Here is a 22,540-nt window from a genome sequence, read left to right on the forward strand (position 1 = left end):
GAAATAAAAAAACGGTATGTATTTAACTACCGTTAGAAAGAGAGGTAGAGATGGAAAAGATCCAAAGAGAGAAAAGAAGTTTAGAGGACTTGAATGTGATAGACGATTTTCTCATGAATGCAGCAGCATCAGACAGAGAAGGTGGCGAGGAATTTTGTCGTTTGATACTGTCTACGCTTTTGGAGCGAGAGGTAGGCAAGATTCATATAAATACTCAGAAGGTAATTTCGGCCGGAGCACCTAATCTCCGAGGAATACGTATGGATGTAGAAATTATCGAAAGTGCGGGGGAACTTATAAACGTATATGATATTGAACCGTGTCGCTATCATAAGAGAGGGTTGGAGAAATCAAATCGTTTTTATCAGGCAAAGATTGATAGTCGATATATGGAGAGCGGGGAACGTGATTTTACAAAATTACCCAACCTGTATATTATTACAATTTTACCGTATGATCCATTCGGAGAGAATTACATGATGTACCAGATTATAAATCAATGTCTGGAAGTACCGGGGCTTGAATATAAAGACGGATTGCGGTATATTTATTTTAATACAACAGGAAAAAAGGGCGGAAGTCCTGCAATTCGAGAATTGCTTCAATATTTTCAGAACAGTACAGAGACCAACGCTAGAAGTGAAAGATTACAGAGGATACACGAACACGTCAAAAAGGTAAAGGTATTGCCGGAGGTGAGAGAAGAATTTATGAGGTTGGATGATATTATTTACTATGAGCGGGAAGAAGCAGATCAGAATCGCGCAGTTCAGGATATCCTGGAACTGTTGGAAGACTGCGGTGAAGTATCAGAAGAACTCAAAAACAAAATCAAAGTGCAGACCGATAAAGAAACTTTGAGAAGATGGCATAAGCTTGCAGCGCGGGCAGAGAGTCTGGAGGAGTTTAAAACGAAAATGTAAAATAAGAAAGGACACTTCCTATCCCGGAGGTGTCCTTTTTTACAAGACTATTTCCTGGGTGCCGCACAGCTCTCCCGTACCGCCAGATAGAATGGAAGGGAAATCTTCATGGGCAGATGATGTCCGCCCTGAATACGGTCAATTAAAATCTTGGCGGCAGTCTGTCCCATTTCATCCAATGGCACATGAATCGTAGTAAGCATTGGTGAGAGATACTGCGCGGTATCAATATCGTCAATACTAATTACAGATACATCCGCAGGAATTTTGAATCCGGACTCCTGTAAAGCTCGCATGGCTCCGATGGCAGTCAGATCATTGGGGCAGAAGATGGCAGTCATGTCCTGCGTGCGGCTAAGCAGCGTCTTGGTGCCATTGTAGCCGCCCTCGGAAGAAAGCATCACATGGGAAATAAATTCATTGCGGATCGGAATATTGTGCTTGAGCAGAGTGGCCAGGTATCCGGTATAACGTTCTTCATTCTTCGTTTCGCCCACATAAGCGATCCGGGTATGCCCCAGTCCAATCAGGTATTCCAGAGCTGCCTCCGTGGCCTGAAGGCTTTCGCAAAGCACCTGATCATATTTTGCATTTAAACTATTCAATCCGGCATAAATTACATAATTAAAATATTTCTTCAGGAAACTCAGCATAGGCTTATCACACCGTCCGAGAACCGCCACGCCGTCTACCTGATTGTTTGTGATCAGATGAAAGGTAGTCGGATCCTGAATATCAATAGAAGTAAAAGAATACTTCAAAATATAATTCTGCTTGAAAGCCTCTTTCTCGATACTATGGGCCAGATGGGAAAAAAACGGATCCGTAATGGCATCTGGAGTTCTGGCAAAAAGACAGGCAATGGAACGGGAAGGTTCTGTCATAACAGAGGTCATGCCGTTTTTCAGATTTCTTGCGTTGGAATTGGGAATATAACCAGTGCGCCGTACAATTTCCCAGATACGATTCTGTACTTCTTTGCTTGCAACATTGGAATTCCCCTGATTGATAACGCGGGAGACGGTTGAGATAGAGACACCGGCTTCCTGAGCAATTTCTTTTAATGTCATAAAAATCTCCTCTTCTGTAATGTCTGCGATTGCTTAATAAAACTCAAACTTCCCCCGGTAATATAAGGCGCGTCCAAGTTGAAAAAGAGAAGTGTTAGAACCATAATATACAAAACAAATGAGAAAGTCAATAAATGGAAGTCAAGATCTGACATATTACACAAACGTTTGCGTAAAACCATGTTGATTATGAGGTGAAAATAAACTAAAATAAAGGCACGGAGAGGTGTAAAAACTATAAAATGTACAAGGAGGACAAGAAATGAAAAGGTTAGTTGCACTGTTACTTACAGCGACCATGATTGCCAGCCTGGCAGCGTGTGGAGGAGCGAAAGAATCGGAGACCACAGACACAGCGACAGCTACCACAGAGCAGGGGGAAAGCTCTGAAGCAGCAGAAGATGTGGATGATACAGTCTATGATATCAAGGTGAGCGGACATCCATATATTCACGCATTGCCGAGCGTATATGCGATCGAGCAGGGATACTTTAAATGCGAGGATCCGACTGTGGACATGTATTCTGGCGGCCCGGTTCAGAACGAGGCTATCGCTTCCGGTGCATGGGATGTGGGAACCACAGGTACCGGCGGTATCGTACTGGGAGCTGTTGGCTATAACCTGAAAGCAATTGGGTTTACGGCACCGGATGAAAACACCGTAGACCTTTGGGTACGTCCGGACAGCCCGCTTGCAAAGTGTACGCCGGACGAGATGGGTGTATACGGAACAGCGGACGACTGGAAGGGTCTGACCGTTCTTTGCGCGACAGGTACATCCTGTCACATGATGCTGATTGGACTTCTGGAGCATCTGGGCCTGACAGAAGACGATATCAATCTGATTGATACCTCTGTTGCAGATTCCTATGCGGCGTTCAAAGCAGGAACCGGTGATGTGGTTGCGCTGTGGTCTCCGTTTGGTTTCCAGGCAGAGGAAGATACCGATTGGGTAAAGGTAGCCAACGCAGTAGGACTTGGAATTACCCAGCCGTGTGTTATCGTAGCTACAGAGGACGCTATCCAGAATGACTGGGACGGCGTATATGCATACCTGAAGGCTTATTTAAAGGCAGCGACCGAGTTGAACGCAGATCCGGAAGGAACCGCACAGATGCTGTATGACTTTGAAGAGGAGCAGGGCATCAGCTTAAGCGAGACAGCAGCTGTGAAGGAAGTAGAGAACAGACCGTTCGCGTCCATCGAGAGAAATGAAGAGCTCTTTACCGTAAGAGATGACGGTGGATGCGAGGCAAATGATATCCTGCTGGTATTCGCAGAGTTCTTCGAGGGCCAGGGCAAGATTTCCCAGGATGACCTGAACAAGCTTCGCGAAAATGGCATGGTAGACACCAGCTTCATGGAAGCATATATGAGCGGAAAATAGAATAAGAGCTTGCAGAATGTAACATGACATAAGTAGAGAAGGGTAGTATAGATGGCAGTTTGTACTGCCCTTCTTCTGACTTATTTACATAATGGAGAGAGGTATATGAGCGATAAATCGAAAGAAATTTCAACAGAGGTCGCCAATTCCATTCTGATAGAAGCAAAGGCCAAACGGAAAGAAAACCGACAGCTCCTGTTGATATCTACCATCAGCGTGCTGGTATTTCTGGGGATTTGGGAATTGGCTGTTCGTATAGGATGGATCGACAGTAAATATCTGTGCGCGCCCACTACAGTAGTAAAAACATTCATACAGAAATTATCGGATCCGAAACCGGACGGAGCGGTGCTGGGTGTTCATATTATAACCAGTCTGAAGCTGGTTCTGGTAGGGTACTGCAGCGCGGTTATTGTGGGCGTTCCGCTGGGACTAATCATGGGTTATTATCATACCTTTGATAAGCTGGTATCTCCGATTTTTGAAATCATTCGACCGATTCCGCCTATCGCGTGGATTCCGCTGTCAATTATCTGGCTGGGAGTCGGAACGACGGCAAAAGCCTTTATTATTTTCCTGGCAGCGTTTGTTCCCTGTGTCATCAATTCTCATACCGGCATCAAGCTGACGCCGGCCGTATATCTGAATGTGGCCAAGACGTCAGGAGCCAGCAGGTGGGAGATTTTCTGGACTGTCAGCAAAAATTACGCCATGCCGCTGGCCTTTACCGGCATACAGGTAGCCTTGGGAAATGCATGGTCCACGTTAGTTGCGTCGGAGCTTCTGGCAGCTACGGCAGGTCTGGGCTATATGATTCAGCAGGGCCGTTCCCTTGTCAGACCTGACATTATCATCGTAGGAATGCTTACCATTGGCGTAATCGGAGCTATTCTGACGACGCTGTTGTCCAAGCTGGAAAATCATGTTGTGAAATGGAGGAGCAGAGGATGAAAAAGAATCGTTCGCAGGCACGGGATATCATGCTTTCCACTCTGTCTATCCTGGGACTGATTGTTGTCTGGTTTCTCGTGTCAAACAGTAAGCCGGATTTCTTTCCGACGCCTATGGCGACCATTGAACGTTTTATAAAACTGATTGAAAAACCGGTTATGAAAATTTCGATTCTGGGACATATATTTGCCAGTCTGAAGAGAGTTATGCTTGCGCTGATTGCAGCTATTATTCTCGGGGTTGGAATCGGACTGGTTATGGGCTGGAATAAAAAAGTAAGAGCGGCTATTAACCCGATTCTGATGGCGTTGCGTCCGATCCCGCCAATTGCGTGGATTCCGCTTATCATCCTGCTGTTTGGTATCGGAGAGTTCCCGAAGGTACTTCTGGTATTTATCGGAGCATTTTTCCCGATTGTTATGAACACTATGTCAGGTGTTTCACTGGTAGACGATATGTATCTGAAGGTTGGAAAGATTTACAAGGCCAATACCTGGCAGATGCTGAGGCATGTGGTATTTCCTGCAGCTATGCCGGCGATTCTGGCGGGTATCAAGATCGCTATCAGTTCCGGATGGATGGTAGTGGTAGCGGCAGAAATGCTGTCCAGTAAATCCGGACTGGGATTTTTGATTAACCGTGGACGTGACAGCTATGATGTGGCCCTGATTATGGTAGCCATGATTCTGATCGGCGTGGTAGGAGCCCTGTTAAGCGCCGTATTTACACTTATTGAAAGGAAATTATGCGGATGGATGAGCAAAGAATAGTACAGGTTCGACTGGAAAATATATCCCGCTCCTTTGTATCCAGAAAGACAATTTTCGAAGCCGTTAATCATGTAAGCATTGATGTATACAAAAACGAGTTTCTGGTTTTGCTGGGACCGGGACAGTGCGGTAAAACCGTTCTCCTGAATATGGTAAGTGGACTGGAGACGCCGACAGAGGGAAAAGTAGAATTTGTAGACAGTGATAAGACAGATTTGGGCTTTGTATTTCAGAAGACGGCAGTATTTCCGTGGAAAACCGTTATGGAAAATGTGGAAATGCCTTTGGAATTAAAGGGTGTTCCGAAAAAAGAACGCAGAGAGCGGGCACAGTATCTGATTGATCTGGTAGGCCTGCATGGATTCGAGAACGCACTTCCGAAGCAGCTTTCCGGAGGAATGAAACAGCGAGTGGGAATTGCGAGAGCCTATTGCAATAATCCGCAGGTACTGCTGATGGATGAGCCTTTTGGAGCGTTGGACGCGCAGACCAGGTATCAGATGGAAGAAGAGATCTTACGCATCTGGGAGCAGGAAAAGAGAACGGTTATCTTTGTTACGAATAATATTGAGGAAGCCGTATATCTGGCGGATCGGATTATTCTTCTGAGCGCTTGTCCGGCGACAGTAAAAGAGGTATATGAGATCGCATTGCCCAGACCGAGAGATTACGTGGATACAGAATTTTTGAAGATTCGTGAAGCGATAGAGGCAAATACAGACTTGGCGTTATAGACAGGAGGTATATCATGGAAAAACGAGAAGTGAAAGTCCAGGTAAATCATCTGACAAAGCGCTTTGGTGATTTGCTGGTATTAGACGATATCTCATTTGAGATCAACAAGGGAGAGTTTGTCTGCATTGTAGGTCCTACTGGCTGTGGAAAGACAACATTTTTGAATCTTCTGACAGGGCTTCTGGAGCCTACAGAGGGAGAAATTCTGATTGACGGAGAGCGTGCGGATCCGAAGAAGCACAGCATTTCATTTGTATTTCAGGAGCCCTCGGCTTTTCCGTGGCTGACGGCTCAGCAGAACATCGAATACGGCCTGAGAATCAAGAAGAAACCGGAACAGGAAATTGTTTCACAGCGCGAGAAAATTATCGGCCTGTTAGGTCTGGAAAAATATAGAGACGCTTATCCGCATGAAATGTCAGTCAGCATGGAGCAGAGAGTGGTTATCGGACGTGCCTTCGCGTTGAATCCGGATCTGCTTCTGATGGACGAACCCTATGGACAGATGGACATCAAGATGCGCTATTATCTGGAAGACGAGGTTATCCGGCTCTGGCAGGCGACGGGAAGCACAGTACTTTTTATCACGCATAATCTGGAAGAGGCGACTTACCTGGCAGAGCGTGTACTAATACTGACGAACAAACCTGCGAAAATTAAGACGAGTATTGATGTGGATCTGCCCAGACCGCGACAGATTGCGGATCCGAAGTTTATTGAAATCCGAAAAGAAATTACCGATATGATCAAGTGGTGGTAGAAAGGAGCAGTTATGAAAAATCTGAAGGACAAGGTTGTATTTATTACAGGCGGCGCCCGTGGACTGGGTTATGCTATGGCAGAGAAATTCGCGGCAGAGGGCGCGAAAATTGTGATTGGTGATATTCAGGAAGCCCTTGCGATGGAATCAGCAGAGAAGATTCAGAAAGAATTCGGTGTGGAAACCTATGCGTTCCAGATGGATGTTACCAGCGTAGAGAATATCAAGGCTGCATTTGCAAAGGTGAAAGAGCACTTCGGAAAACTGGATGTACAGGTCAATTGTGCGGGAATTCAGATTCGCTGCCCGTCTAAGGAATTCACAGAGGAAAACTGGGATAAGCTGATGAACGTGAATCTGAAGGGCGTATTCTTCTGCTGTCAGCAGGCAGCTCTCTTGATGGGCGACAGCGGCGGAGCCATCGTTAATATCTCCTCCGGAACATCCACGCAGACGACACCGGGACGCGCGCCTTATGTTATCTCCAAAGGCGGCGTAAACGCCATGACGGCAGTGCTTGCTTCGGAGTGGGCAGAGGACAGAAACGGGAAAAAGGCTATCCGTGTCAATGCGGTAGCGCCTGGCTGGATTCTGACTAATATGGTACAGGACGGCTATCGATTGGGTGTCGTATCTGAGAATCAGATTCTGGCAGCTGTTCCGTTCAAACGTCTGGCAAACCCGTCCGAGATCGCAGACGCAGTCGTATTCCTCGGCTCCGATGAGTCCAGCTATATCACAGGACAGACATTATTCGTAGACGGTGGCTGGAGCGCTCTGGGTATGCCGGCCATGGATCTGATTAAATAAGGAGGGAAGCAGGATTATGAAATTAGCTTATTCTTCAGAAGAATTGAAAAAGACCGCCAATGATATTCGCATCAATATCGTGGAGAGTATCCATTGCGGCGGCTCCGGACATCCGGGCGGCTCCCTGTCCATAGCGGAAATGATGGCCGTATTGTATTTCCACGAGATGGATGTGGACGAGAAAAATCCGAAATGGGAGGATCGGGATCGATTCGTGCTTTCCAAAGGTCATGCGGCACCCGCTTATTACGCGGCGCTTGCGGAGCGAGGCTATTTTGATAAAGAGGTACTGAAAACCCTGCGCCATATTGACAGCATTTTACAGGGACATCCGGATATGAAGAAGGTTCCGGGCGTAGATATGTCCACAGGTTCTCTGGGACAGGGAATCTCCGCAGCGGCAGGTATGGCCCGCTTTGCGAAACAGACCGGAAAAGGCTTCCGTGTATACAGCATTCTGGGCGATGGCGAGATCCAGGAAGGCCAGGTATGGGAAGCGGTTATGAGCGCAGGTCACTTTAAGCTGGATAATCTGACGGCATTTCTGGATAACAACGATCTGCAGATCGATGGCCATGTGAGTGCGGAAATGTCGGTGTATCCGATTCGGGAAAAATTCGAAGCCTTTGGCTGGAATGTGGTAGAGGCCGACGGCCATGATGTGGATGAACTGGTGGAAGCTGTAGCGAAGGCGAAAGCCTGCGAAGGAAAACCGACCCTGATCTGGTGCAAAACCGTGAAAGGAAAAGGCGTATCCTTCATGGAAAATCAGGTGGGCTGGCACGGTGGAGCCATCAACGATGAACAGTATGAGACTGCAATGAAAGAGTTAAAGGGGTGAACAGTATGAATTCAACGAGAGAAGCATATGGACAGGCACTGGCAGAATTGGGTGAGAAGTATCCGATTTATGTATTTGACGCAGACCTGTCAAAAGCCACACAGACCGTTCATTTTGCCAAAAAATTCCCGGAGCGGTTTACGAACATGGGAATTGCGGAGTCGAATATGATAGGCTACGCGGCTGGCTACGCAGCTTGCGGCGCAACCGTATTTGCTAGCACTTTCGCGGAATTCGCAGCAGGAAGAGCCTACGATCAGATTCGCAATAGTGTGGCATATCCCCATCTGAACGTGAAAATCGCCGCGACCCACGGCGGTGTGTTGATCGGAGCAGACGGCGGTTCCCACCAGTGCGTGGAGGATCTGGCCCTGATGCGCGCCATCCCCGGAATGGTGGTTTTATGCCCGGCGGATACGGAGGAGACCAGACGCTGCGTAGAGGCAGCCATTCTGTATGACGGACCCGTCTATCTGCGTTTTGGCAGAATGGGAACCCCGGAAATCTATGAAAACGGAAAGACCTGTACCTTTGAAATTGGAAAAGGAACCGTGGTAGAGGATGGAACAGATGTAACACTCATTGCAGTGGGGGATATGGTAAGCCGCGCGGCAACGGCAGCAAAGAAACTCAAAGAAGAGGGAATTTCTGCAGCAGTCATCGATATGGCGTCTGTAAAACCCATCGACGAGGCGCTTGTGGTTGAATACGCGAAGAAGACCGGCTGTATCGTAACAGCAGAGGATCACAATATTATGGGTGGACTTGGCGGAGCAGTCAGCGAGGTACTTGCGAAGCATCAGCCGGTTCCCCAGGAGATGGTAGGACTTCAGGATCAGTTCGGACGTTCCGGAACCCCGGCGGATCTGGCGGAATATTACGGACTGACGGCGGAGAAGATTGTGGAAGCAGCGAAAAAGTGTATGCAGAGGAAATAGGACTATGAAAAAAATTGTATTTACATCCGCATTGCATACAGAGATACAGGAAGCGGCTATACCAGGCTATCGGGACAATCAGGTTCTGCTGAAGATTGAACGAATCGGCGTGTGCGGAACCGATATTCAGGTATTTGCCGGAAGAAACCGATATATGCAATTTCCGGTTGTACCATTCCATGAAGGAATCGCGCGGGTGGTAAAGGCCGGAGCAGACGTAACACATGTAAAAGCCGGAGACAGAGTAGTGATCCGTCCGATTATCAGTTGCGGGACCTGTTATTCCTGCCGTCATGGTCATGAAAACGCGTGTGAAAATTTTAATTGCCTGGGCGTCCAGTCAGACGGTCTCGGAGCGGAATATTTTGTTATCGACAGGGAATATGTCTACCCGATTCCGGAGAGCTGTCCTTTGGATGAAGCGGTGCTTATTGAGCCCTTTGCGGTGGGAATCCATGCGGCCCTTCGGGGACAGGTGCAGGGTAAGCGCGTCCTGGTGGTAGGCGCGGGAACTATCGGCAATTTTACAGCGCAGGCCTGCCAGCTTCTTGGGGCTTCGGAGGTCGCTGTGTGCGATCTGAGTGACGACAAGATTGAGATGGCGAAGCGAGCCGGTATTCAGCACTGTGTAAGCAGTGCGGGACGCTCCCTGAAGGATGTGGCTTATGAAATTTACGGAACCTTCCCGGACGTTATCCTTGACTGCGTAGGCGCGAAGGTGATTCTGCCGCAGATTCTGGAGTTGGCGGGAAAGACGACTACGGTGGTAATTGTAGGAAATTATTCGGAGCCTGTACTGATTGATGTGGCGACCATCCAGAGAAATGAGTTAAATGTATTGGGCAATATTACGTATACGGCGGAAGATTTTCAGAAGGCAGTGGAACTCATGGTGAGCGGAAAAGTATATACCGAAGGCTTTATTTCCGCAAAATTCCCCTTTGACGAGGTACAGGGCATGATGGAATTTGCGCTGGAAAAGCGGGGCGTCAATATGAAAGTAGTTCTAGAATACAACGGGGAGGGATAGCATGTATCATATTTCACCTTCTCTGCTCTGCGCAGATCAGATGGAGCTTAGGCAGACTGTCGTCGAGGTGGAAAAGCTGGGTGTTGACTGGCTGCATATCGATGTGATGGACGGCAATTTTGTACCGAATTTCGCCTTTGGAACCGACTGTATTCGGGCCATTCGGAAGGAAGCGAAGAGCCCCCTGTATGCGCATATGATGTGTACAAGGCCGATGGAGTTTATCAAGCCCTTTGCGGAGCTGGGAGTGGATTATTATTGTTTTCATTATGAGGCTACCGTGAATCCGTTCCGAGTGTGTCAGGAGATAGAGAAAAATGGCATGAAGGCCGCCATCGCGTTGAATCCGTCCACGCCGGTGGAACTGCTGGAGGATCTGCTTCCGGGTCTGTCCTGTGTAACCCTGATGTCCATAGAACCGGGATTTTCCGGCCAGAAGTTTCTTACGCATACTTATAAAAAGATACGGAAACTTCGGAAAATGGCAGGCGACAGCCCGGTGCGGATTGAGATCGACGGAGGAGCCGATATTCCCATATCCATGAAATGTATCGAGAACGGAGCAGATGTGATCGTGGGCGGATACTTCAACCTGTTTGACAGCGCGTATTCGCTTTCGGACAAGTACAGAGCCTACAGTCAGGCATTGAAGAACGGAGGGATAGAGTGACAGTACAGGAATTAAAAGAAATCGTAGTTGAGGCAAACAAAGAGCTGCCGAGGCGTCATATGGTGCTATATTCCTGGGGAAATGTAAGCGCCATTGATCGGGACAAAGGAATCATTGTAATTAAGCCCGTGGGTATTCCCTACGATGATCTGACCACGGAAAATGTAAGCGTTGTGGATTTGCAGGGCAATAAGGTGGCCGGAGAGAAAAATCCGTTGAACCCGTCTGTGGATCTGGATATTCACCGGGCGCTGTATGAAAATTTCCCGGAGTGCAACGCTATCGTACATACACATTCTACCTACGCGACAGTGATGGCGCAGCTACACCGGGACGTGCCCTGCTTTGGCACAACCCATGCGGATTACTTTGCCGGATCCGTTCCCTGCGTGGAGGCTCTTTCTGACGAAGAAATCATTCATGATTACGAATGGAATACAGGCATGGCGATTGTAAAGTATTTCCAGAAATATGGTATATCACCTGCAGATGTGCCTGCGGCCCTGTCCATCAATCACGGTCCCTTTACCTGGGGCGAGGACTGCTGGGATGCAGTTCACAAGGCGGTAGTACTGGAAGAAATCTGTAAAATGGCGGTTCACATGCTGGCTATCGAACCGGACTGGCAGCCCATTCCAAAGGTCATGAGCGACAAGCATTTTTACCGTAAACACGGGGCGAACGCGTATTTTACCAATGACGATCACGGACATGGAATGGTACATAATAAATAAAAACTTACGGAGGGGTATATGAAGCATATTTATGTAAACTTAAAGCGCTTTGAAATCCCGGTTGAGCTTGGGGGCTTAAATCGGCTGGCGCCGGTATCTAAATGGGGCGAATATATCGTAACACATACACAGGAGGAGCTGAAGAAATACGATCCGCAGGAGGTGGAATTCGTTCAGATCTATCCGGAGTCCCAGATTCTGAAGGCTTCAGAGGCAAAGAGCGAGGGCAGTCCAATTAAGATCGGAGGCCAGGGCGTGTACCGGATGGACGCCGGACGGGACGGCTTCGGCGCGTTTACGACCAATTGCCCGGCGGCGTCTATGGCGGTGATGGGGGTAGATACCATCGTAATCGGCCACTGTGAGGAGCGTGCGGACAAGCTGGGCGTGATGCAGGCGGCAGGCGCGACGGACACAGCAGCAGTGAACCGGATCTTAAACGAAGAAGTGAAGCTGGCGCAGGCAAGAGGCATGAAGGTTCTTTACTGTATCGGTGAAAAGAGCGAGGAACAGGAGCACTGGCAGGAGGTTCTGGGCGAGCAGCTCCGGATAGGTCTGGATGGCGTGGACAAGACAAAGGTTGTGTTGGGGTATGAGCCTATCTGGTCCATAGGACCCGGAAAAACACCAGCAGATAAAGCGTATATTACCAAGATAGCCCGGTTCGCGAAAGAGGTGACCGGCGGCTGCGACATGGTATATGGTGGCGGCCTGAAGAAAGAAAATGCGGAAATGCTGGCTTCCATCGACGAGATTGACGGCGGGCTGATTGGCCTGACCCGTTTTACCGGCGAGATTGGCTTCTATCCGGATGAATATCTGGAGATTATCAAACTGTATCTGGGAAAGTGAGGAGAGAGGTATGAAACTTGATTTTGAATATGGCCATGGCACAATGACAGCAGAGCTTCCGGATACTACCGATGTATTTATTCCGGGAGAGACCATTCCAGATCCGCCCTGTATCCCGGAGGATCAGATCGTAGCCAAAACACGGGAATCCATACGCAATCCTATGGGAATGAAACCGCTTTCCGAGCTGGCTCATAAGGGAAGCAAAGTCGTTATCGTAATTCCGGATATTGTAAAGGGTGGCTGCCAGCCGACCTCCCACAGAAAAGTAGCGATTCGTCTGATTGTAGATGAGCTGTATGCGGCAGGCGTGGAGAAAAAAGATATTCTGCTTCTGTTTTCCAATGGCTTGCATCCCAGAACTACCACAAAAGAGGCAAAACAGATTCTGGGTAAGGAATTATTTGACGAGTTTTACTGGACCCATCAGATTACAAGTCATGATTCCGAAGATTATGAGCATCTGGTGGATCTGGGCTGTACCGAGCGCGGCGATCGGGTTCTGATGAATAAGTATGTGTTCGATTGTGATATTCCCATTCTGATCGGTCACACCCAGGGCAATCCCTATGGCGGTTATTCCGGAGGCTACAAGCACTGCGCGACCGGTATCACCCACTGGCGTTCCATAGCTACCCACCATGTTCCGGAGGTTATGCACGGATCGGATTTCACACCGGTTTCCGGACATAGCATGATGAGAACGAAATTCAATGAGATCGGAATGCTGATGGAAGAAAAGATGGGCCATCCTTTCTTCTGCTGCGACGCGGTATTGGACACTTATTCCCGTCAGATCGAGATCAATTCCGGTTATGCGAAAGTGATGCAGCCCAAGTCCTGGATTATGGCGAATAAGCGTACCTATGTACCGTTTGCCGAGGAGAAATATGACGTCATGGTATTCGGTATGCCTCAGAATTTCCATTATGGTGACGGTATGGGAACCAATCCTATTCAGTTGATGCAGGCGCTTTCCGCGCAGGTGGTTCGCCACAAGCGCGTTATGAAGGATAATTGCGTCATCATTTGCTCCTCTATTTGCAATGGATATTTCCACGATGAGAGATGGCCGTATCTGCGTGAGTTGTACGAGATGTTCCAGCATGATTATATGAACGTCTTACCGGATATGAACCGTTACGGTGAATATTTCGCGACAAATGAAGAATATATCCGCAAATATCGTTTTGCGAATGCGTTCCATCCGTTCCACGGCTTTTCCATGATGAGCAGCGCGCATATCGCGGAAATGAATACCAGCGCCATCTACATCGTAGGCGCGCAGGAACCCGGCATCGCCAGAAGTATGGGATTGAAGACACGGGCAACCTTCGAGGAGGCTCTGGAGGATGCGAAGAAGAAATATGTAGGACCGAACCCCAATATTCTTGCGTTGCCGAAAACCTTTAAGATTGGCGCAGTCCATCTGTGCATGAAAGACGACGATTTGTCAAACGTATAGAAAATATAGAAGAAAAGTTGTCGTGGCACCGCAGAATCGGGCGGTGCCATATTTATTAGAAGGATGCTATGAAATTAACATTATTTATACTTCTTGTATTTAGTTTTAACCTGATTCAGACTATAGGCGCATTCGCCGGTACTATGCTGGCGATGCCGTTTGCGATTTTGCTGTTGGGTCCGGAGCAAGCCAGGCTGATATTGACGGCAGTTGGAATCTTAAGCTGTATTTATCCCGTGTTGAGCTGCCGTAGCTTCATTGATTGGAAAGAGGTTCGGAAAATCGGTATTTATATGGCGGCAGGAATCCTAGCGGCACAATTTCTGCTGAAGTATTTGTACGGGACGGCAATTTTGACAGTGTATGGACTGCTGGTGATAGGAGTGGCCCTTCGGAATTTCAGACAGACGAATCCGCGACAGCTTCCGTCATGGTTAGACAACTTGATTTTACTGATGGCAGGCCTGGTACACGGCGCGTTTCTTTCTGGTGGTTCCTTCCTTCTTATCTATGCAATAGAGCATTTTGCAAAGAAGGATGTACAGCGTTCCACCCTGTCTGTGCTCTGGTTAATCCTGAACGGTGGAATGGTTGTACTGTTCACAGCGCAGGGGCTGTATTGCAGGGAAAACCTGCATTATGTGTGGATCGGAGTCATTCCGGCGATTCTGGGAATTTTTTTGGGAGATTGTCTGCAGAAAAAGCTGGATGAAACCTTATTTCGAAAATTTTCAAACTGCCTGCTATTTCTGTCAGGCAGTGTGTTAGTGATAAAATGCTTTTTGTAAAAAACAAAGACAGGATTTCCACTTGTTATTATCCCAGGAACTATTTATAATATCAATAGATCTGATCAATTGAACCGACAGACCGAGGTGCTGACACATGGATGTGACAAAACTTTTAACTCAGATAAAAAATAATGAAATATCGATAGAACAGGCCGAAGCCGAGTTGAAGAACCTCCCCTATGAGGATCTGGGCTTCGCCAAGCTGGATCATCACCGGAAGGTGCGGCAGGGCTTCGAGGAAGTGGTGTACTGCCAGGGAAAGGCGACGCCCCATCTGGTGAAAATATATCAGACGCTGACGGCGGAGGGCATCGACGTGCTGGGCACCCGGGCCAGCCGGGAGCAGTATGAGGCGGTAAAAGAGGCAATTCCGGAGGCAGTCTGGGACGAGGTATCCCGGGTGTTGAAGGTGGAGAAGCGGGACAGGAAGCGGATAGGCCGCATCGTGGTCTGTACCGGCGGTACGGCGGATGTGCCGGTGGCAGAGGAAGCAGCCCAGGTGGCGGAATTTTTCGGCACCAAGGTGACGCGCCTCTATGACGTGGGCGTGGCCGGAATCCACCGCCTGCTTTCGAATATGAAGGCCTTCCAGGGCGCCAGCTGCGTCATTGCGGTAGCAGGGATGGAGGGTGCGCTGGCCGGAGTGGTGGCGGGTCTGGTGGATGTGCCGGTCATCGCAGTGCCGACTTCCGTGGGATATGGCGCGAACTTCGGCGGCCTGTCGGCCCTTTTGACCATGCTGAATTCCTGTGCCAACGGCATTACCACGGTAAATATCGACAATGGTTACGGAGCGGCTTATGTGGCGACCCAGATCAACCGGCTGGCCTGCGGTGGCAGACATCTCAGTGAAGAGGTAGTGGAGGAAGAAAAAGATGAGTAATGGCAATACCTTATATCTGGAGTGCCGCTCCGGCATCAGCGGCGATATGACCGTGGCAGCCCTGCTGGATCTGGGCGCGACCGAGGAGAACCTGCGGGCGGAGCTTGCGAAGCTGCCGGTGGACGGCTATGAAATCCAAGTGAAGAAAATCGTAAAGAGCGGACTGCTGGTCAGCGATTTTGACGTGATCCTGGAACATGAGGTACCGGCGCATACGCATGAACATTCACACATGCATCCCCATGTTCATCGCAGTTGGGCCGACATCGAAAAGATGCTCCTGGAATCCGACCTGAAGCCCCGTGTCAAGGCTCTGTCCCTGCAGATGTTCCGTACCGTAGCCGAGGCTGAGGCAAAGGTTCATGGTCATCCGGTGGACGAGGTACATTTCCACGAGGTGGGCGCTGTGGATTCCATTGTGGATATTGTGGGTACGGCAGCCTGCCTGGACGAGTTAAATGTGGATAAAGTGGTCGTTTCCGAATTGACCGAGGGCTGCGGCCACATCCGCTGTCAGCACGGCGTACTGCCGGTGCCGGTTCCGGCGGTGTTGGAGATTGCGGCGGCCCATCACCTGACCTTCCACCAGATCGAGCAGGAGGGCGAAATGGTTACCCCGACCGGCGCCGCGATTGCGGCATTATCCGAGGGACAGATCCCGGCTGCTTACTGTGTGAAAAAAGTCGGCATGGGCGCGGGGAAGCGGGAGTATCAGAATACGAATATCCTGCGGGCGATGCTGATCGAAGAGAAATAGAAAAGACACGGGAAATTTCCCGTGTCTTTTCTACAGAAACCCTACTACCACATCTACAACCACCTTCATTACGCCCGCCAGCACCATCACCAGAATCGGATTCAGCTTACACTTTTGCAATAACACGATACAGAGAATGAAGATCACCACCAAATCCCAGTTGGTATCCGCCAGTGCGATGGCGGCGCTGCTACCCCAGAACGCCGTAATCAGAATCGAGATCCCCGCCGATGCAATCATGGCCACTACCGCAGGCCGGAGCGACCCCAGGATTCCCTGCAGCAGGGACAGATTTCGGTATTTCAGATAGAGTGAAGCAATCAGCGTCACGATGATACAGGAGGGCAGGATGCACCCCAGGGTCGCTATCAGTGCTCCCGGTATACCGGCGATCTTGATACCGACGAAGGTGGCCGAATTCACCGCGATAGGTCCCGGTGTCATCTGGGAAATGGTGATGAGATCGGTAAATTCAGCCATGGAGAGCCAGTGGTACTTTGTCACCACTTGAGCCTGAATCAGCGGCATGGCCGCATACCCGCCGCCGAAGCTGAAGGCTCCGATTTGCAGAAAGCTTAAAAATAATTCCAGTAAAATCATTCCAATAACCTCTTTCTATTTATAAATCATTTTCCAAAAGTCAGGACTGCTTGTCATGAGGAGTATGCGAGGTATCAGTTCGGCTGTTTCGATTTTTCACCAGCGTCCGTACCGTCCCCAGCGTCGCGCAGGCCAAAATAATATAGATGACATTGATGCCGTACACACAGGACGCGATAAAAGCTGCCAGCATAATCAGGATGGACACAATATTTTTACTGTGTACGATGCCAGAGCCCATATCATAGACCACGGAAGCGATGACTGCGCCTACGCCCGCCTGCATCCCCAGGAGCAGTCGGCTGATGACAAAATTATCGCGGAACGCCGCATAGAAGATCGAGATCACCGAGATAATCAGGAACGGCGGAATAATCGTCCCCAGAATCGCCACCAGCGTACCGGGCAGTCCCGCCAGCTTAAAGCCCACCACGATGGCTCCGTTTACCGCGATAGCGCCCGGCGACGACTGGGCGATGGCCACCAGATCCAGCATCTCATCTTCCTCGATCCAGTGATATTCATCCACAAATTTCTTCTTCATCAGCGTCACGATTACATACCCGCCGCCGAAGGTAAAGGCGCTCAGGTAGAGCGTCGAGATAAATATTTTCCATAAAACCATCTTTTTATTATTCATTGAAAAACCCTCCTACGCAACCAGTATAAGGATTCTTGACTTATATGTAAAATAGTATTATTTTATAATTATCATAATGAATTTATTATAAAGGAACGAAAACTATGACACTGCGACATATGAAAATCTACGTGGCCGTCTTTCAGCACAGCAACATCACCCGGGCAGCTGAGGAGCTGCATCTGGCCCAGCCGTCGGTGAGCCTGGCGGTGAAGGAGCTGGAGGAATATTACGGTGTGCGGCTCTTCGAGCGGCGGGGACGGCGGATTCTGCCCACCGAGGCCGGGCGGGAATTCTACGGCTACGCCCTGCACATTGCGTCGCTCTTTGACGAGATGGAGACCCGCATCAAAAACTGGGACCGCATCGGCACCCTGCGCATCGGCACCAGCATCACCATCGGCACCCACATCCTGCCGGAGCTGCTGCACCGCTTCCAGGAGCAGTTCCCGGAGGTGCGGACGGAAGCGGAGATCAACAATTCCTCCCTCATCGAGCGCCGGGTGCTGGACAATGCCATCGACGTCGGCCTCATCGAAAATCAGCCCGAGCACGAGGACATCTGCGCCGTGCCCTTTATGCGGGATGAGCTGGCAGCCATCCTGCCGCCCGGGCATGCGCTTGGCCGCCAGAAGAAAGTAACCCTGGAGCAATTGGCGGAATATCCCTTCCTCATGCGGGAAAAGGGCAGCGCAGGCCGGGAAATCCTGGACGCGGCCTTTGCGCTGCGGCAGCAGGCCGTCCATCCGGTCATGGAGAGCGTCAGCACCCAGGCCATCGTCCGTGGCGTGGCCGAAGGACTGGGCGTAGCCGTATTGCCCTATCTGCTGGTCCGGCGGGCCATTCGGGAGGGCGCGGTAATCCAGGTATCCCTGGCCGAGCCCATGGAACGGAATCTGAACATCATTTACCATAAGAGCAAATATCTGACGGGAAATATGAACACCTTTATCGAGTTATGTAAACAATACGGGGAGGAAACCGATCATGAGTAAGAATACACTGTATCTGGAATGCTACGAGGGGATCACCGGGGAAATGGTGCTGGGGGCGCTGCGGGAGCTGTCGGAAGATGTAGAAACAGAGGAGAGAGCACACGCAATTTCCCGGGGAGAAAGTAATTACGCAGTAACAAATCTTTCAGAAGAAGGAATAAAGCGGGATACAGAAAAGCGGGGGAAAGAGCACAGAACAACGCAGGAAGAACTTCTGACACAGATAGACAGTCTCCTTGGTAAATTACAGATAGAAAAAATCACTGCCTCCCCCGTCTGGTCCGACAAAGGCCCCACCGATGCCGCAGGTCTGGCCATCGCAGCCCGCGCCGCAGGCGTCTGCCCGGAGCGATTTACAGTCAAAAAGGTTGGCACGGGAACAAGTTATGTAAACTTGGAAAATGGAGACCGCGAGCTCAGAACCCTCCGCGCCATGCTCATTGAAGAGACCCCTATCGGAAACTTATGGATCCTGGAAAGCAACATCGACGACTGCGCAGGAGAAGTCCTGGGCTACACCATGGATCTCCTCTTCGAAGCCGGAGCCCGGGACGTCTGGTTCACCCCCATTTTCATGAAGAAAAACCGCCCTGCCTACCAGCTGTCCGTTCTTTGCGCCGAAGACCAGATCCGCGCCCTGGACGCCATCCTCTTCCGCGAGACCACCACCATCGGCGTCCGCCGCTACCGCGTCGAGCGCACCGCCCTGCCCCGCCGATTCTTCGAAGTCCGAGTCCCCGGCGGTACTGTCCGCATCAAAGCCTGTGAGCAGCCCGACGGCGCCGAAAAATGTTACCCGGAATACGAGGACGTGAAGCGGATCGCGCGGGAGACGGGAAAGAGCTATAGAGAGATCTACGAGAAAGCAAAAATGGCAGCTGCGCAGAACGAAGCATAGAAAATCGGAGAACTGTACCAGAAGTTCCTTATGGATGTAATCATAAAAAGAACCAGTTATCAGTAACTGTTTGAAGAATCGAAGACTGTAATATAACAGCATTTTCAAACAAAGTACCTGATAACTGGTTCTCTTATTAAAATATTAAGTAAACTAAATTAGATGGCATCCGGATGCCGCGTCAGCTTCACCATGGTTCCGCCAAGCAGAAACAGGGCAATCAGGTTCGGAATGGACATCAGGCCATTGAAGGTATCTGCCACGCCCCACAGCAGGCCCAGATCCACAGTCGCGCCGAGAATCGCTACCGCGGAGTAAACCACCATGAAGGGCTTATTGACCCGGGAACCGAACAGGAACTCGATGCAGCGGGTACCGTAGAGGCCCCAGCCGATAATCGTAGACAGGGCGAAGCAGCAGAGCGCCACCGCTGTAAAGATAGAAACCCAGCTGCCATAGGTGGAAGTAAAGCCGCTGATAGTCAGTTCCGCGCCTGCAGCCGCGCCGAAGTTCACCGGTACGCTGCTGCACAGGATAACGAGAGCCGTCATCGTACAGATAATAATCGTATCGGTAAATACCTCAAAGATACCGAAATACCCCTGGTTCACTGCTACGCTGGTATCCGCCGCCGCATGGGCGATGGAACCGGTACCGAGGCCGGCCTCATTGGAGAAAATACCCCGGGACACGCCATTTTTCATGCTCAGGAAAAAGGTACCGACTGCGCCGCCAGTCACGGCAGAGGGAGTAAACGCGCCCTCGAAAATGGAAGCAAAGACAGCGGGCACGCGCTGAATATTCAGCACGATAACGCCGATGGCCAGAACGATATAAAAGAGGGCCATGAACGGAACCAGCTTCTCCGTTACCTGACCGATACGCTTGATGCCGCCCAGCAGAATCATTGCCACCACAATGGCGATACCGATACCGATAATCAGGTTCATGGTCCGGATAAACTGATCCGAAGCGGAAGCGTAACTGAGCACTGCCGTGTCGATGGCTGTGGTAATCGTATTCACCTGAGTCGCGTTACCCGTACCGAAGACAGTCAATACGCCCAGCACCGCATAGATGCAGGCCAGCCACTTGAACTTGGGACCGAGACCATTTTTAATATAATACATGGGACCGCCGACCCAGTCGCCCTTGGCGTTCTTTTCACGAAAATGCACAGCCAGGGTCACTTCGGAGAACTTCGTACACATGCCGAGCAGGGCCGAGCACCACATCCAGAACACTGCGCCCGGACCGCCCAGGGCGATAGCGCCTGCGACGCCTGCGATATTGCCGGTGCCGACCGTGGAGGCCAGGGCCGTACAGACCGCCTGGAACGGCGTCACCGCGCCCTCGGCGGCTCCTTTCTTATGAAAAAGCTTCCCCAAAGTCACCTTAAAGGTATAGCCAAACTTGCGAAACTGAATGAAATGGGTTCGAATGGTCAGATACAGACCGACGCCGATGATACAGACCATAGCCGGGATACCCCAGACAAAGCCATTGACGGCGCTGTTGATGCGTTCGATGGTTTCCAACATAAAATTTTTCTCTCCTCGCGTAAATATTTTTTTATTTTACCATATTCTGGAGGGAAAATCGAGAAAAGTTTACGGGGTTTACTGGGAGATACCGAAAAAATTGCGGAAGAAAAAGAAATTTCGTGAAGTATGTTATTCCACGAAAAAAGACTCCCGGAAAAGGAGTCTTTTCAGAAAATGATTTACCCGGCCTGATCGAGCATCTCGATCTGTCGCCGCTTGTCGTCCATGGATGGGTGGACATAGTAATTCAACGTCATCTGCACGCTGGAATGTCCGAGAATTTCACTCAAAGATTTGATATCCACCCCAGCCGCAATACAGCGCGTGGCAAAGGTATGGCGCAGGGCGTGGAAATTGATAGGTTGGATTTCGTTGACGGAAAGATATTGTTTAAAATGGTTCTGATAGGTGCGCGGTTCCAGAAATTCCGTGCTTCCTGTCAGAAAAAAATAGTCCACGTCGGGCCGCAGCGGATCGCTTTCCAGAAGCTTCAGAATAAAACGGGGAAGCGGAATATCCCGGCTGGAGGCAATGCTTTTGGGCGGACTGCATACCACCTGCGTCCGGGGCTCACCCTCCTTCGCGTCTACATTTTGGATCCGCTGAAGGGTGGAATTGATTCGGATAAAGCCCTCGTCCAGATAGATATTTTCCCATTTCAGCGCGCAGATTTCACCCAGGCGCATGCCGGTATAGAGGCACAGCAGAACGCCCAGGCATCGCTTATCCTCGCGGTTTTTGAAAAGCCAGCTCTCCAGCTTTTTCCTGGACGCAGTATCCAGAATTGGGACATAGACCGTGCGCCGCCACAGATTGGAGACGCGGGAAACCCGGTTGGCCGTATCCCAGGTCTCTTCGGCCAGCTTCAAGATGGAACGAATAATGACATAGATATCATGGACCGTCTTCGGAGCCAGCCCGCCCGTGCCGTCCACACGGCCCTCCTGTAAAAGCATCCGCAAATATTCTGTCAGATAGCCGGTATTGATTTCTGCCACGCTCATTTCCCCCAGATGCGGTAAAATATGGCTCCGCACTGTATGGACATATTTGGCATAGGTGGACGGTTTGGCGAACAACCGCTTTCCGGACAGCCACAGCTCCACCGCCATTTTTACCGTGATCTTCGCATTTTCAGCCTGTTTCAGTTCTTTTTTCATAGCCCTTCTCCTTTGTAAAAGCAAACATTAAATGGTGATAGAATTTAGTATAAGGGGAAAACTTCGCTGACTTGAAATCCGAAATTCCAGTGCAGTAGTAAATTCCATCACATATTTAAAATTCTGATTTTTAAAACCACTTATAGTGATAAAACAAAGGATTTCTGCTATAATGAAGCTGTCTTTTCAAAAAATACTCAGTTTCAGGGCATGAAAAAGAGACCGCTGGAGTTCAGTGTGCGTGACTAAATTCCACCGGACGCATAGAGAATGTGTGAAAAATCTAGTTCTACCCTGACAGCAGATTTTTTGATGGATTATCGGTTGAAGCGGATC

24 protein-coding genes are annotated in these 22,540 nt (G+C 49.8%); 19 read left to right on the plus strand and 5 right to left on the minus strand.

What is annotated here, in order from left to right:
• The first annotated feature begins 50 nt into the window (after nucleotides 1–50).
• A complete protein-coding gene (locus OCV63_RS01155; RefSeq protein ID WP_158361503.1) occupies nucleotides 51–923 on the plus strand; it encodes a hypothetical protein in 873 nt (290 codons plus the stop codon).
• A gap of 47 nt (nucleotides 924–970) precedes the next feature.
• On the opposite strand, the gene OCV63_RS01160 is transcribed toward OCV63_RS01155, so the two are convergent.
• Nucleotides 971–1,993 (minus strand): LacI family DNA-binding transcriptional regulator, encoded by a 1,023-nt coding sequence (locus tag OCV63_RS01160; RefSeq protein WP_158361505.1) that lies wholly within the window; start codon nucleotides 1,991–1,993, stop codon nucleotides 971–973.
• Between the two features lie 262 nt (nucleotides 1,994–2,255).
• Between OCV63_RS01160 and OCV63_RS01165 the strand changes: the two genes are divergently transcribed.
• The 16 genes from OCV63_RS01165 (at nucleotide 2,256) to larC (ending at nucleotide 16,367) form a co-directional block, all read left to right on the plus strand.
• Nucleotides 2,256–3,380, plus strand: a complete 1,125-nt coding sequence (locus OCV63_RS01165) for an ABC transporter substrate-binding protein (protein WP_158361507.1) — start codon at nucleotides 2,256–2,258, stop codon at nucleotides 3,378–3,380.
• A 105-nt stretch (nucleotides 3,381–3,485) separates the two neighbouring features.
• The gene (locus OCV63_RS01170; protein ID WP_158361509.1) at nucleotides 3,486–4,331 is read left to right on the plus strand and encodes an ABC transporter permease; all 846 of its coding nucleotides are present in this window, start codon (nucleotides 3,486–3,488) and stop codon (nucleotides 4,329–4,331) included.
• A complete protein-coding gene (locus OCV63_RS01175) occupies nucleotides 4,328–5,101 on the plus strand; it encodes an ABC transporter permease (protein ID WP_158361511.1) in 774 nt (257 codons plus the stop codon). Before OCV63_RS01170 ends, OCV63_RS01175 begins: the two co-directional genes overlap by 4 nt.
• Nucleotides 5,083–5,835, plus strand: a complete 753-nt coding sequence (locus OCV63_RS01180; protein ID WP_158361512.1) for an ABC transporter ATP-binding protein — start codon at nucleotides 5,083–5,085, stop codon at nucleotides 5,833–5,835. Before OCV63_RS01175 ends, OCV63_RS01180 begins: the two co-directional genes overlap by 19 nt.
• A gap of 14 nt (nucleotides 5,836–5,849) precedes the next feature.
• Nucleotides 5,850–6,596: an ABC transporter ATP-binding protein gene (locus OCV63_RS01185; RefSeq protein WP_158361514.1), complete on the plus strand. Its 747-nt coding sequence runs from the start codon at nucleotides 5,850–5,852 to the stop codon at nucleotides 6,594–6,596.
• Nucleotides 6,597–6,608: 12 nt separating this feature from the next.
• Nucleotides 6,609–7,406: an SDR family NAD(P)-dependent oxidoreductase gene (locus tag OCV63_RS01190; RefSeq protein WP_158361516.1), complete on the plus strand. Its 798-nt coding sequence runs from the start codon at nucleotides 6,609–6,611 to the stop codon at nucleotides 7,404–7,406.
• Between the two features lie 16 nt (nucleotides 7,407–7,422).
• Entirely contained in the window at nucleotides 7,423–8,247 is an 825-nt protein-coding gene (locus OCV63_RS01195) for a transketolase (RefSeq protein WP_158361518.1), read from the plus strand.
• Nucleotides 8,248–8,252: 5 nt separating this feature from the next.
• Nucleotides 8,253–9,185 carry a transketolase family protein gene (locus tag OCV63_RS01200; RefSeq protein ID WP_158361520.1) on the plus strand — a complete coding sequence of 311 codons (933 nt, stop codon included), beginning with the start codon at nucleotides 8,253–8,255 and terminating at the stop codon, nucleotides 9,183–9,185.
• Nucleotides 9,186–9,189: 4 nt separating this feature from the next.
• On the plus strand, nucleotides 9,190–10,215 hold the full coding sequence (locus OCV63_RS01205) for a zinc-dependent alcohol dehydrogenase (protein ID WP_158361522.1): 1,026 nt from the start codon (nucleotides 9,190–9,192) through the stop codon (nucleotides 10,213–10,215).
• A 1-nt stretch (nucleotide 10,216) separates the two neighbouring features.
• Nucleotides 10,217–10,885, plus strand: coding sequence for a ribulose-phosphate 3-epimerase (gene rpe, locus OCV63_RS01210; protein ID WP_158361524.1), 669 nt, complete (start codon nucleotides 10,217–10,219; stop codon nucleotides 10,883–10,885).
• Complete coding sequence (gene araD / locus OCV63_RS01215; RefSeq protein ID WP_158361525.1) at nucleotides 10,882–11,619, plus strand: L-ribulose-5-phosphate 4-epimerase AraD; 738 nt, start codon at nucleotides 10,882–10,884, stop codon at nucleotides 11,617–11,619. The genes rpe and araD overlap by 4 nt, the downstream gene beginning before the upstream one ends.
• An 18-nt stretch (nucleotides 11,620–11,637) precedes the next feature.
• On the plus strand, nucleotides 11,638–12,471 hold the full coding sequence (locus tag OCV63_RS01220; RefSeq protein ID WP_158361527.1) for a triose-phosphate isomerase: 834 nt from the start codon (nucleotides 11,638–11,640) through the stop codon (nucleotides 12,469–12,471).
• A gap of 10 nt (nucleotides 12,472–12,481) precedes the next feature.
• Entirely contained in the window at nucleotides 12,482–13,936 is a 1,455-nt protein-coding gene (locus OCV63_RS01225; RefSeq protein ID WP_158361529.1) for a lactate racemase domain-containing protein, read from the plus strand.
• 68 nt (nucleotides 13,937–14,004) lie between these two features.
• Entirely contained in the window at nucleotides 14,005–14,724 is a 720-nt protein-coding gene (locus OCV63_RS01230) for a sulfite exporter TauE/SafE family protein (protein ID WP_158361531.1), read from the plus strand.
• Nucleotides 14,725–14,821: 97 nt separating this feature from the next.
• Entirely contained in the window at nucleotides 14,822–15,610 is a 789-nt protein-coding gene (gene larB, locus OCV63_RS01235; RefSeq protein WP_158361533.1) for a nickel pincer cofactor biosynthesis protein LarB, read from the plus strand.
• Entirely contained in the window at nucleotides 15,603–16,367 is a 765-nt protein-coding gene (gene larC / locus OCV63_RS01240; RefSeq protein WP_158361535.1) for a nickel pincer cofactor biosynthesis protein LarC, read from the plus strand. Before larB ends, larC begins: the two co-directional genes overlap by 8 nt.
• A gap of 30 nt (nucleotides 16,368–16,397) precedes the next feature.
• Here the strand turns inward: larC and OCV63_RS01245 are convergent, their stop codons facing one another.
• On the minus strand, nucleotides 16,398–16,967 hold the full coding sequence (locus OCV63_RS01245; RefSeq protein ID WP_158361537.1) for a chromate transporter: 570 nt from the start codon (nucleotides 16,965–16,967) through the stop codon (nucleotides 16,398–16,400).
• A gap of 40 nt (nucleotides 16,968–17,007) precedes the next feature.
• Complete coding sequence (locus OCV63_RS01250; RefSeq protein WP_158361539.1) at nucleotides 17,008–17,607, minus strand: chromate transporter; 600 nt, start codon at nucleotides 17,605–17,607, stop codon at nucleotides 17,008–17,010.
• A 104-nt stretch (nucleotides 17,608–17,711) separates the two neighbouring features.
• Between OCV63_RS01250 and OCV63_RS01255 the strand changes: the two genes are divergently transcribed.
• Nucleotides 17,712–18,602: a LysR family transcriptional regulator gene (locus OCV63_RS01255; protein ID WP_158361541.1), complete on the plus strand. Its 891-nt coding sequence runs from the start codon at nucleotides 17,712–17,714 to the stop codon at nucleotides 18,600–18,602.
• Nucleotides 18,595–19,500, plus strand: coding sequence for a nickel pincer cofactor biosynthesis protein LarC2 (gene larC2, locus OCV63_RS01260; RefSeq protein ID WP_158361543.1), 906 nt, complete (start codon nucleotides 18,595–18,597; stop codon nucleotides 19,498–19,500). The genes OCV63_RS01255 and larC2 overlap by 8 nt, the downstream gene beginning before the upstream one ends.
• 158 nt (nucleotides 19,501–19,658) lie before the next feature.
• Here larC2 and OCV63_RS01265 read toward each other — a convergent pair whose 3' ends face one another.
• Nucleotides 19,659–21,041: an alanine/glycine:cation symporter family protein gene (locus OCV63_RS01265; RefSeq protein ID WP_158361545.1), complete on the minus strand. Its 1,383-nt coding sequence runs from the start codon at nucleotides 21,039–21,041 to the stop codon at nucleotides 19,659–19,661.
• Between the two features lie 182 nt (nucleotides 21,042–21,223).
• Nucleotides 21,224–22,204 carry a tyrosine-type recombinase/integrase gene (locus OCV63_RS01270; RefSeq protein WP_158361548.1) on the minus strand — a complete coding sequence of 327 codons (981 nt, stop codon included), beginning with the start codon at nucleotides 22,202–22,204 and terminating at the stop codon, nucleotides 21,224–21,226.
• Between the last annotated feature and the right edge of the window lie 336 nt (nucleotides 22,205–22,540).

Origin of the sequence: Laedolimicola ammoniilytica (genome assembly GCF_025567165.1) — a bacterium.
Lineage (GTDB): Bacteria > Bacillota > Clostridia > Lachnospirales > Lachnospiraceae > Laedolimicola > Laedolimicola ammoniilytica.

Bases quoted from the DNA above. Each gene is read 5' to 3' on its own strand.
- rpe (WP_158361524.1), top strand. From the start codon at position 10,217: ATGTATCATATTTCACCTTCTCTGCTCTGCGCAGATCAGATGGAGCTT.
- OCV63_RS01200 (WP_158361520.1), top strand. From the start codon at position 8,253: ATGAATTCAACGAGAGAAGCATATGGACAGGCACTGGCAGAATTGGGT.
- OCV63_RS01270 (WP_158361548.1), bottom strand. From the start codon at position 22,204: ATGAAAAAAGAACTGAAACAGGCTGAAAATGCGAAGATCACGGTAAAA.
- OCV63_RS01230 (WP_158361531.1), top strand. From the start codon at position 14,005: ATGAAATTAACATTATTTATACTTCTTGTATTTAGTTTTAACCTGATT.
- OCV63_RS01155 (WP_158361503.1), top strand. From the start codon at position 51: ATGGAAAAGATCCAAAGAGAGAAAAGAAGTTTAGAGGACTTGAATGTG.
- OCV63_RS01255 (WP_158361541.1), top strand. From the start codon at position 17,712: ATGACACTGCGACATATGAAAATCTACGTGGCCGTCTTTCAGCACAGC.
- OCV63_RS01205 (WP_158361522.1), top strand. From the start codon at position 9,190: ATGAAAAAAATTGTATTTACATCCGCATTGCATACAGAGATACAGGAA.
- OCV63_RS01165 (WP_158361507.1), top strand. From the start codon at position 2,256: ATGAAAAGGTTAGTTGCACTGTTACTTACAGCGACCATGATTGCCAGC.
- OCV63_RS01195 (WP_158361518.1), top strand. From the start codon at position 7,423: ATGAAATTAGCTTATTCTTCAGAAGAATTGAAAAAGACCGCCAATGAT.
- OCV63_RS01225 (WP_158361529.1), top strand. From the start codon at position 12,482: ATGAAACTTGATTTTGAATATGGCCATGGCACAATGACAGCAGAGCTT.
- OCV63_RS01245 (WP_158361537.1), bottom strand. From the start codon at position 16,967: ATGATTTTACTGGAATTATTTTTAAGCTTTCTGCAAATCGGAGCCTTC.
- OCV63_RS01220 (WP_158361527.1), top strand. From the start codon at position 11,638: ATGAAGCATATTTATGTAAACTTAAAGCGCTTTGAAATCCCGGTTGAG.
- larB (WP_158361533.1), top strand. From the start codon at position 14,822: ATGGATGTGACAAAACTTTTAACTCAGATAAAAAATAATGAAATATCG.
- OCV63_RS01185 (WP_158361514.1), top strand. From the start codon at position 5,850: ATGGAAAAACGAGAAGTGAAAGTCCAGGTAAATCATCTGACAAAGCGC.
- OCV63_RS01180 (WP_158361512.1), top strand. From the start codon at position 5,083: ATGGATGAGCAAAGAATAGTACAGGTTCGACTGGAAAATATATCCCGC.
- larC (WP_158361535.1), top strand. From the start codon at position 15,603: ATGAGTAATGGCAATACCTTATATCTGGAGTGCCGCTCCGGCATCAGC.
- larC2 (WP_158361543.1), top strand. From the start codon at position 18,595: ATGAGTAAGAATACACTGTATCTGGAATGCTACGAGGGGATCACCGGG.
- OCV63_RS01265 (WP_158361545.1), bottom strand. From the start codon at position 21,041: ATGTTGGAAACCATCGAACGCATCAACAGCGCCGTCAATGGCTTTGTC.
- OCV63_RS01170 (WP_158361509.1), top strand. From the start codon at position 3,486: ATGAGCGATAAATCGAAAGAAATTTCAACAGAGGTCGCCAATTCCATT.
- OCV63_RS01160 (WP_158361505.1), bottom strand. From the start codon at position 1,993: ATGACATTAAAAGAAATTGCTCAGGAAGCCGGTGTCTCTATCTCAACC.
- OCV63_RS01250 (WP_158361539.1), bottom strand. From the start codon at position 17,607: ATGAATAATAAAAAGATGGTTTTATGGAAAATATTTATCTCGACGCTC.
- OCV63_RS01190 (WP_158361516.1), top strand. From the start codon at position 6,609: ATGAAAAATCTGAAGGACAAGGTTGTATTTATTACAGGCGGCGCCCGT.
- OCV63_RS01175 (WP_158361511.1), top strand. From the start codon at position 4,328: ATGAAAAAGAATCGTTCGCAGGCACGGGATATCATGCTTTCCACTCTG.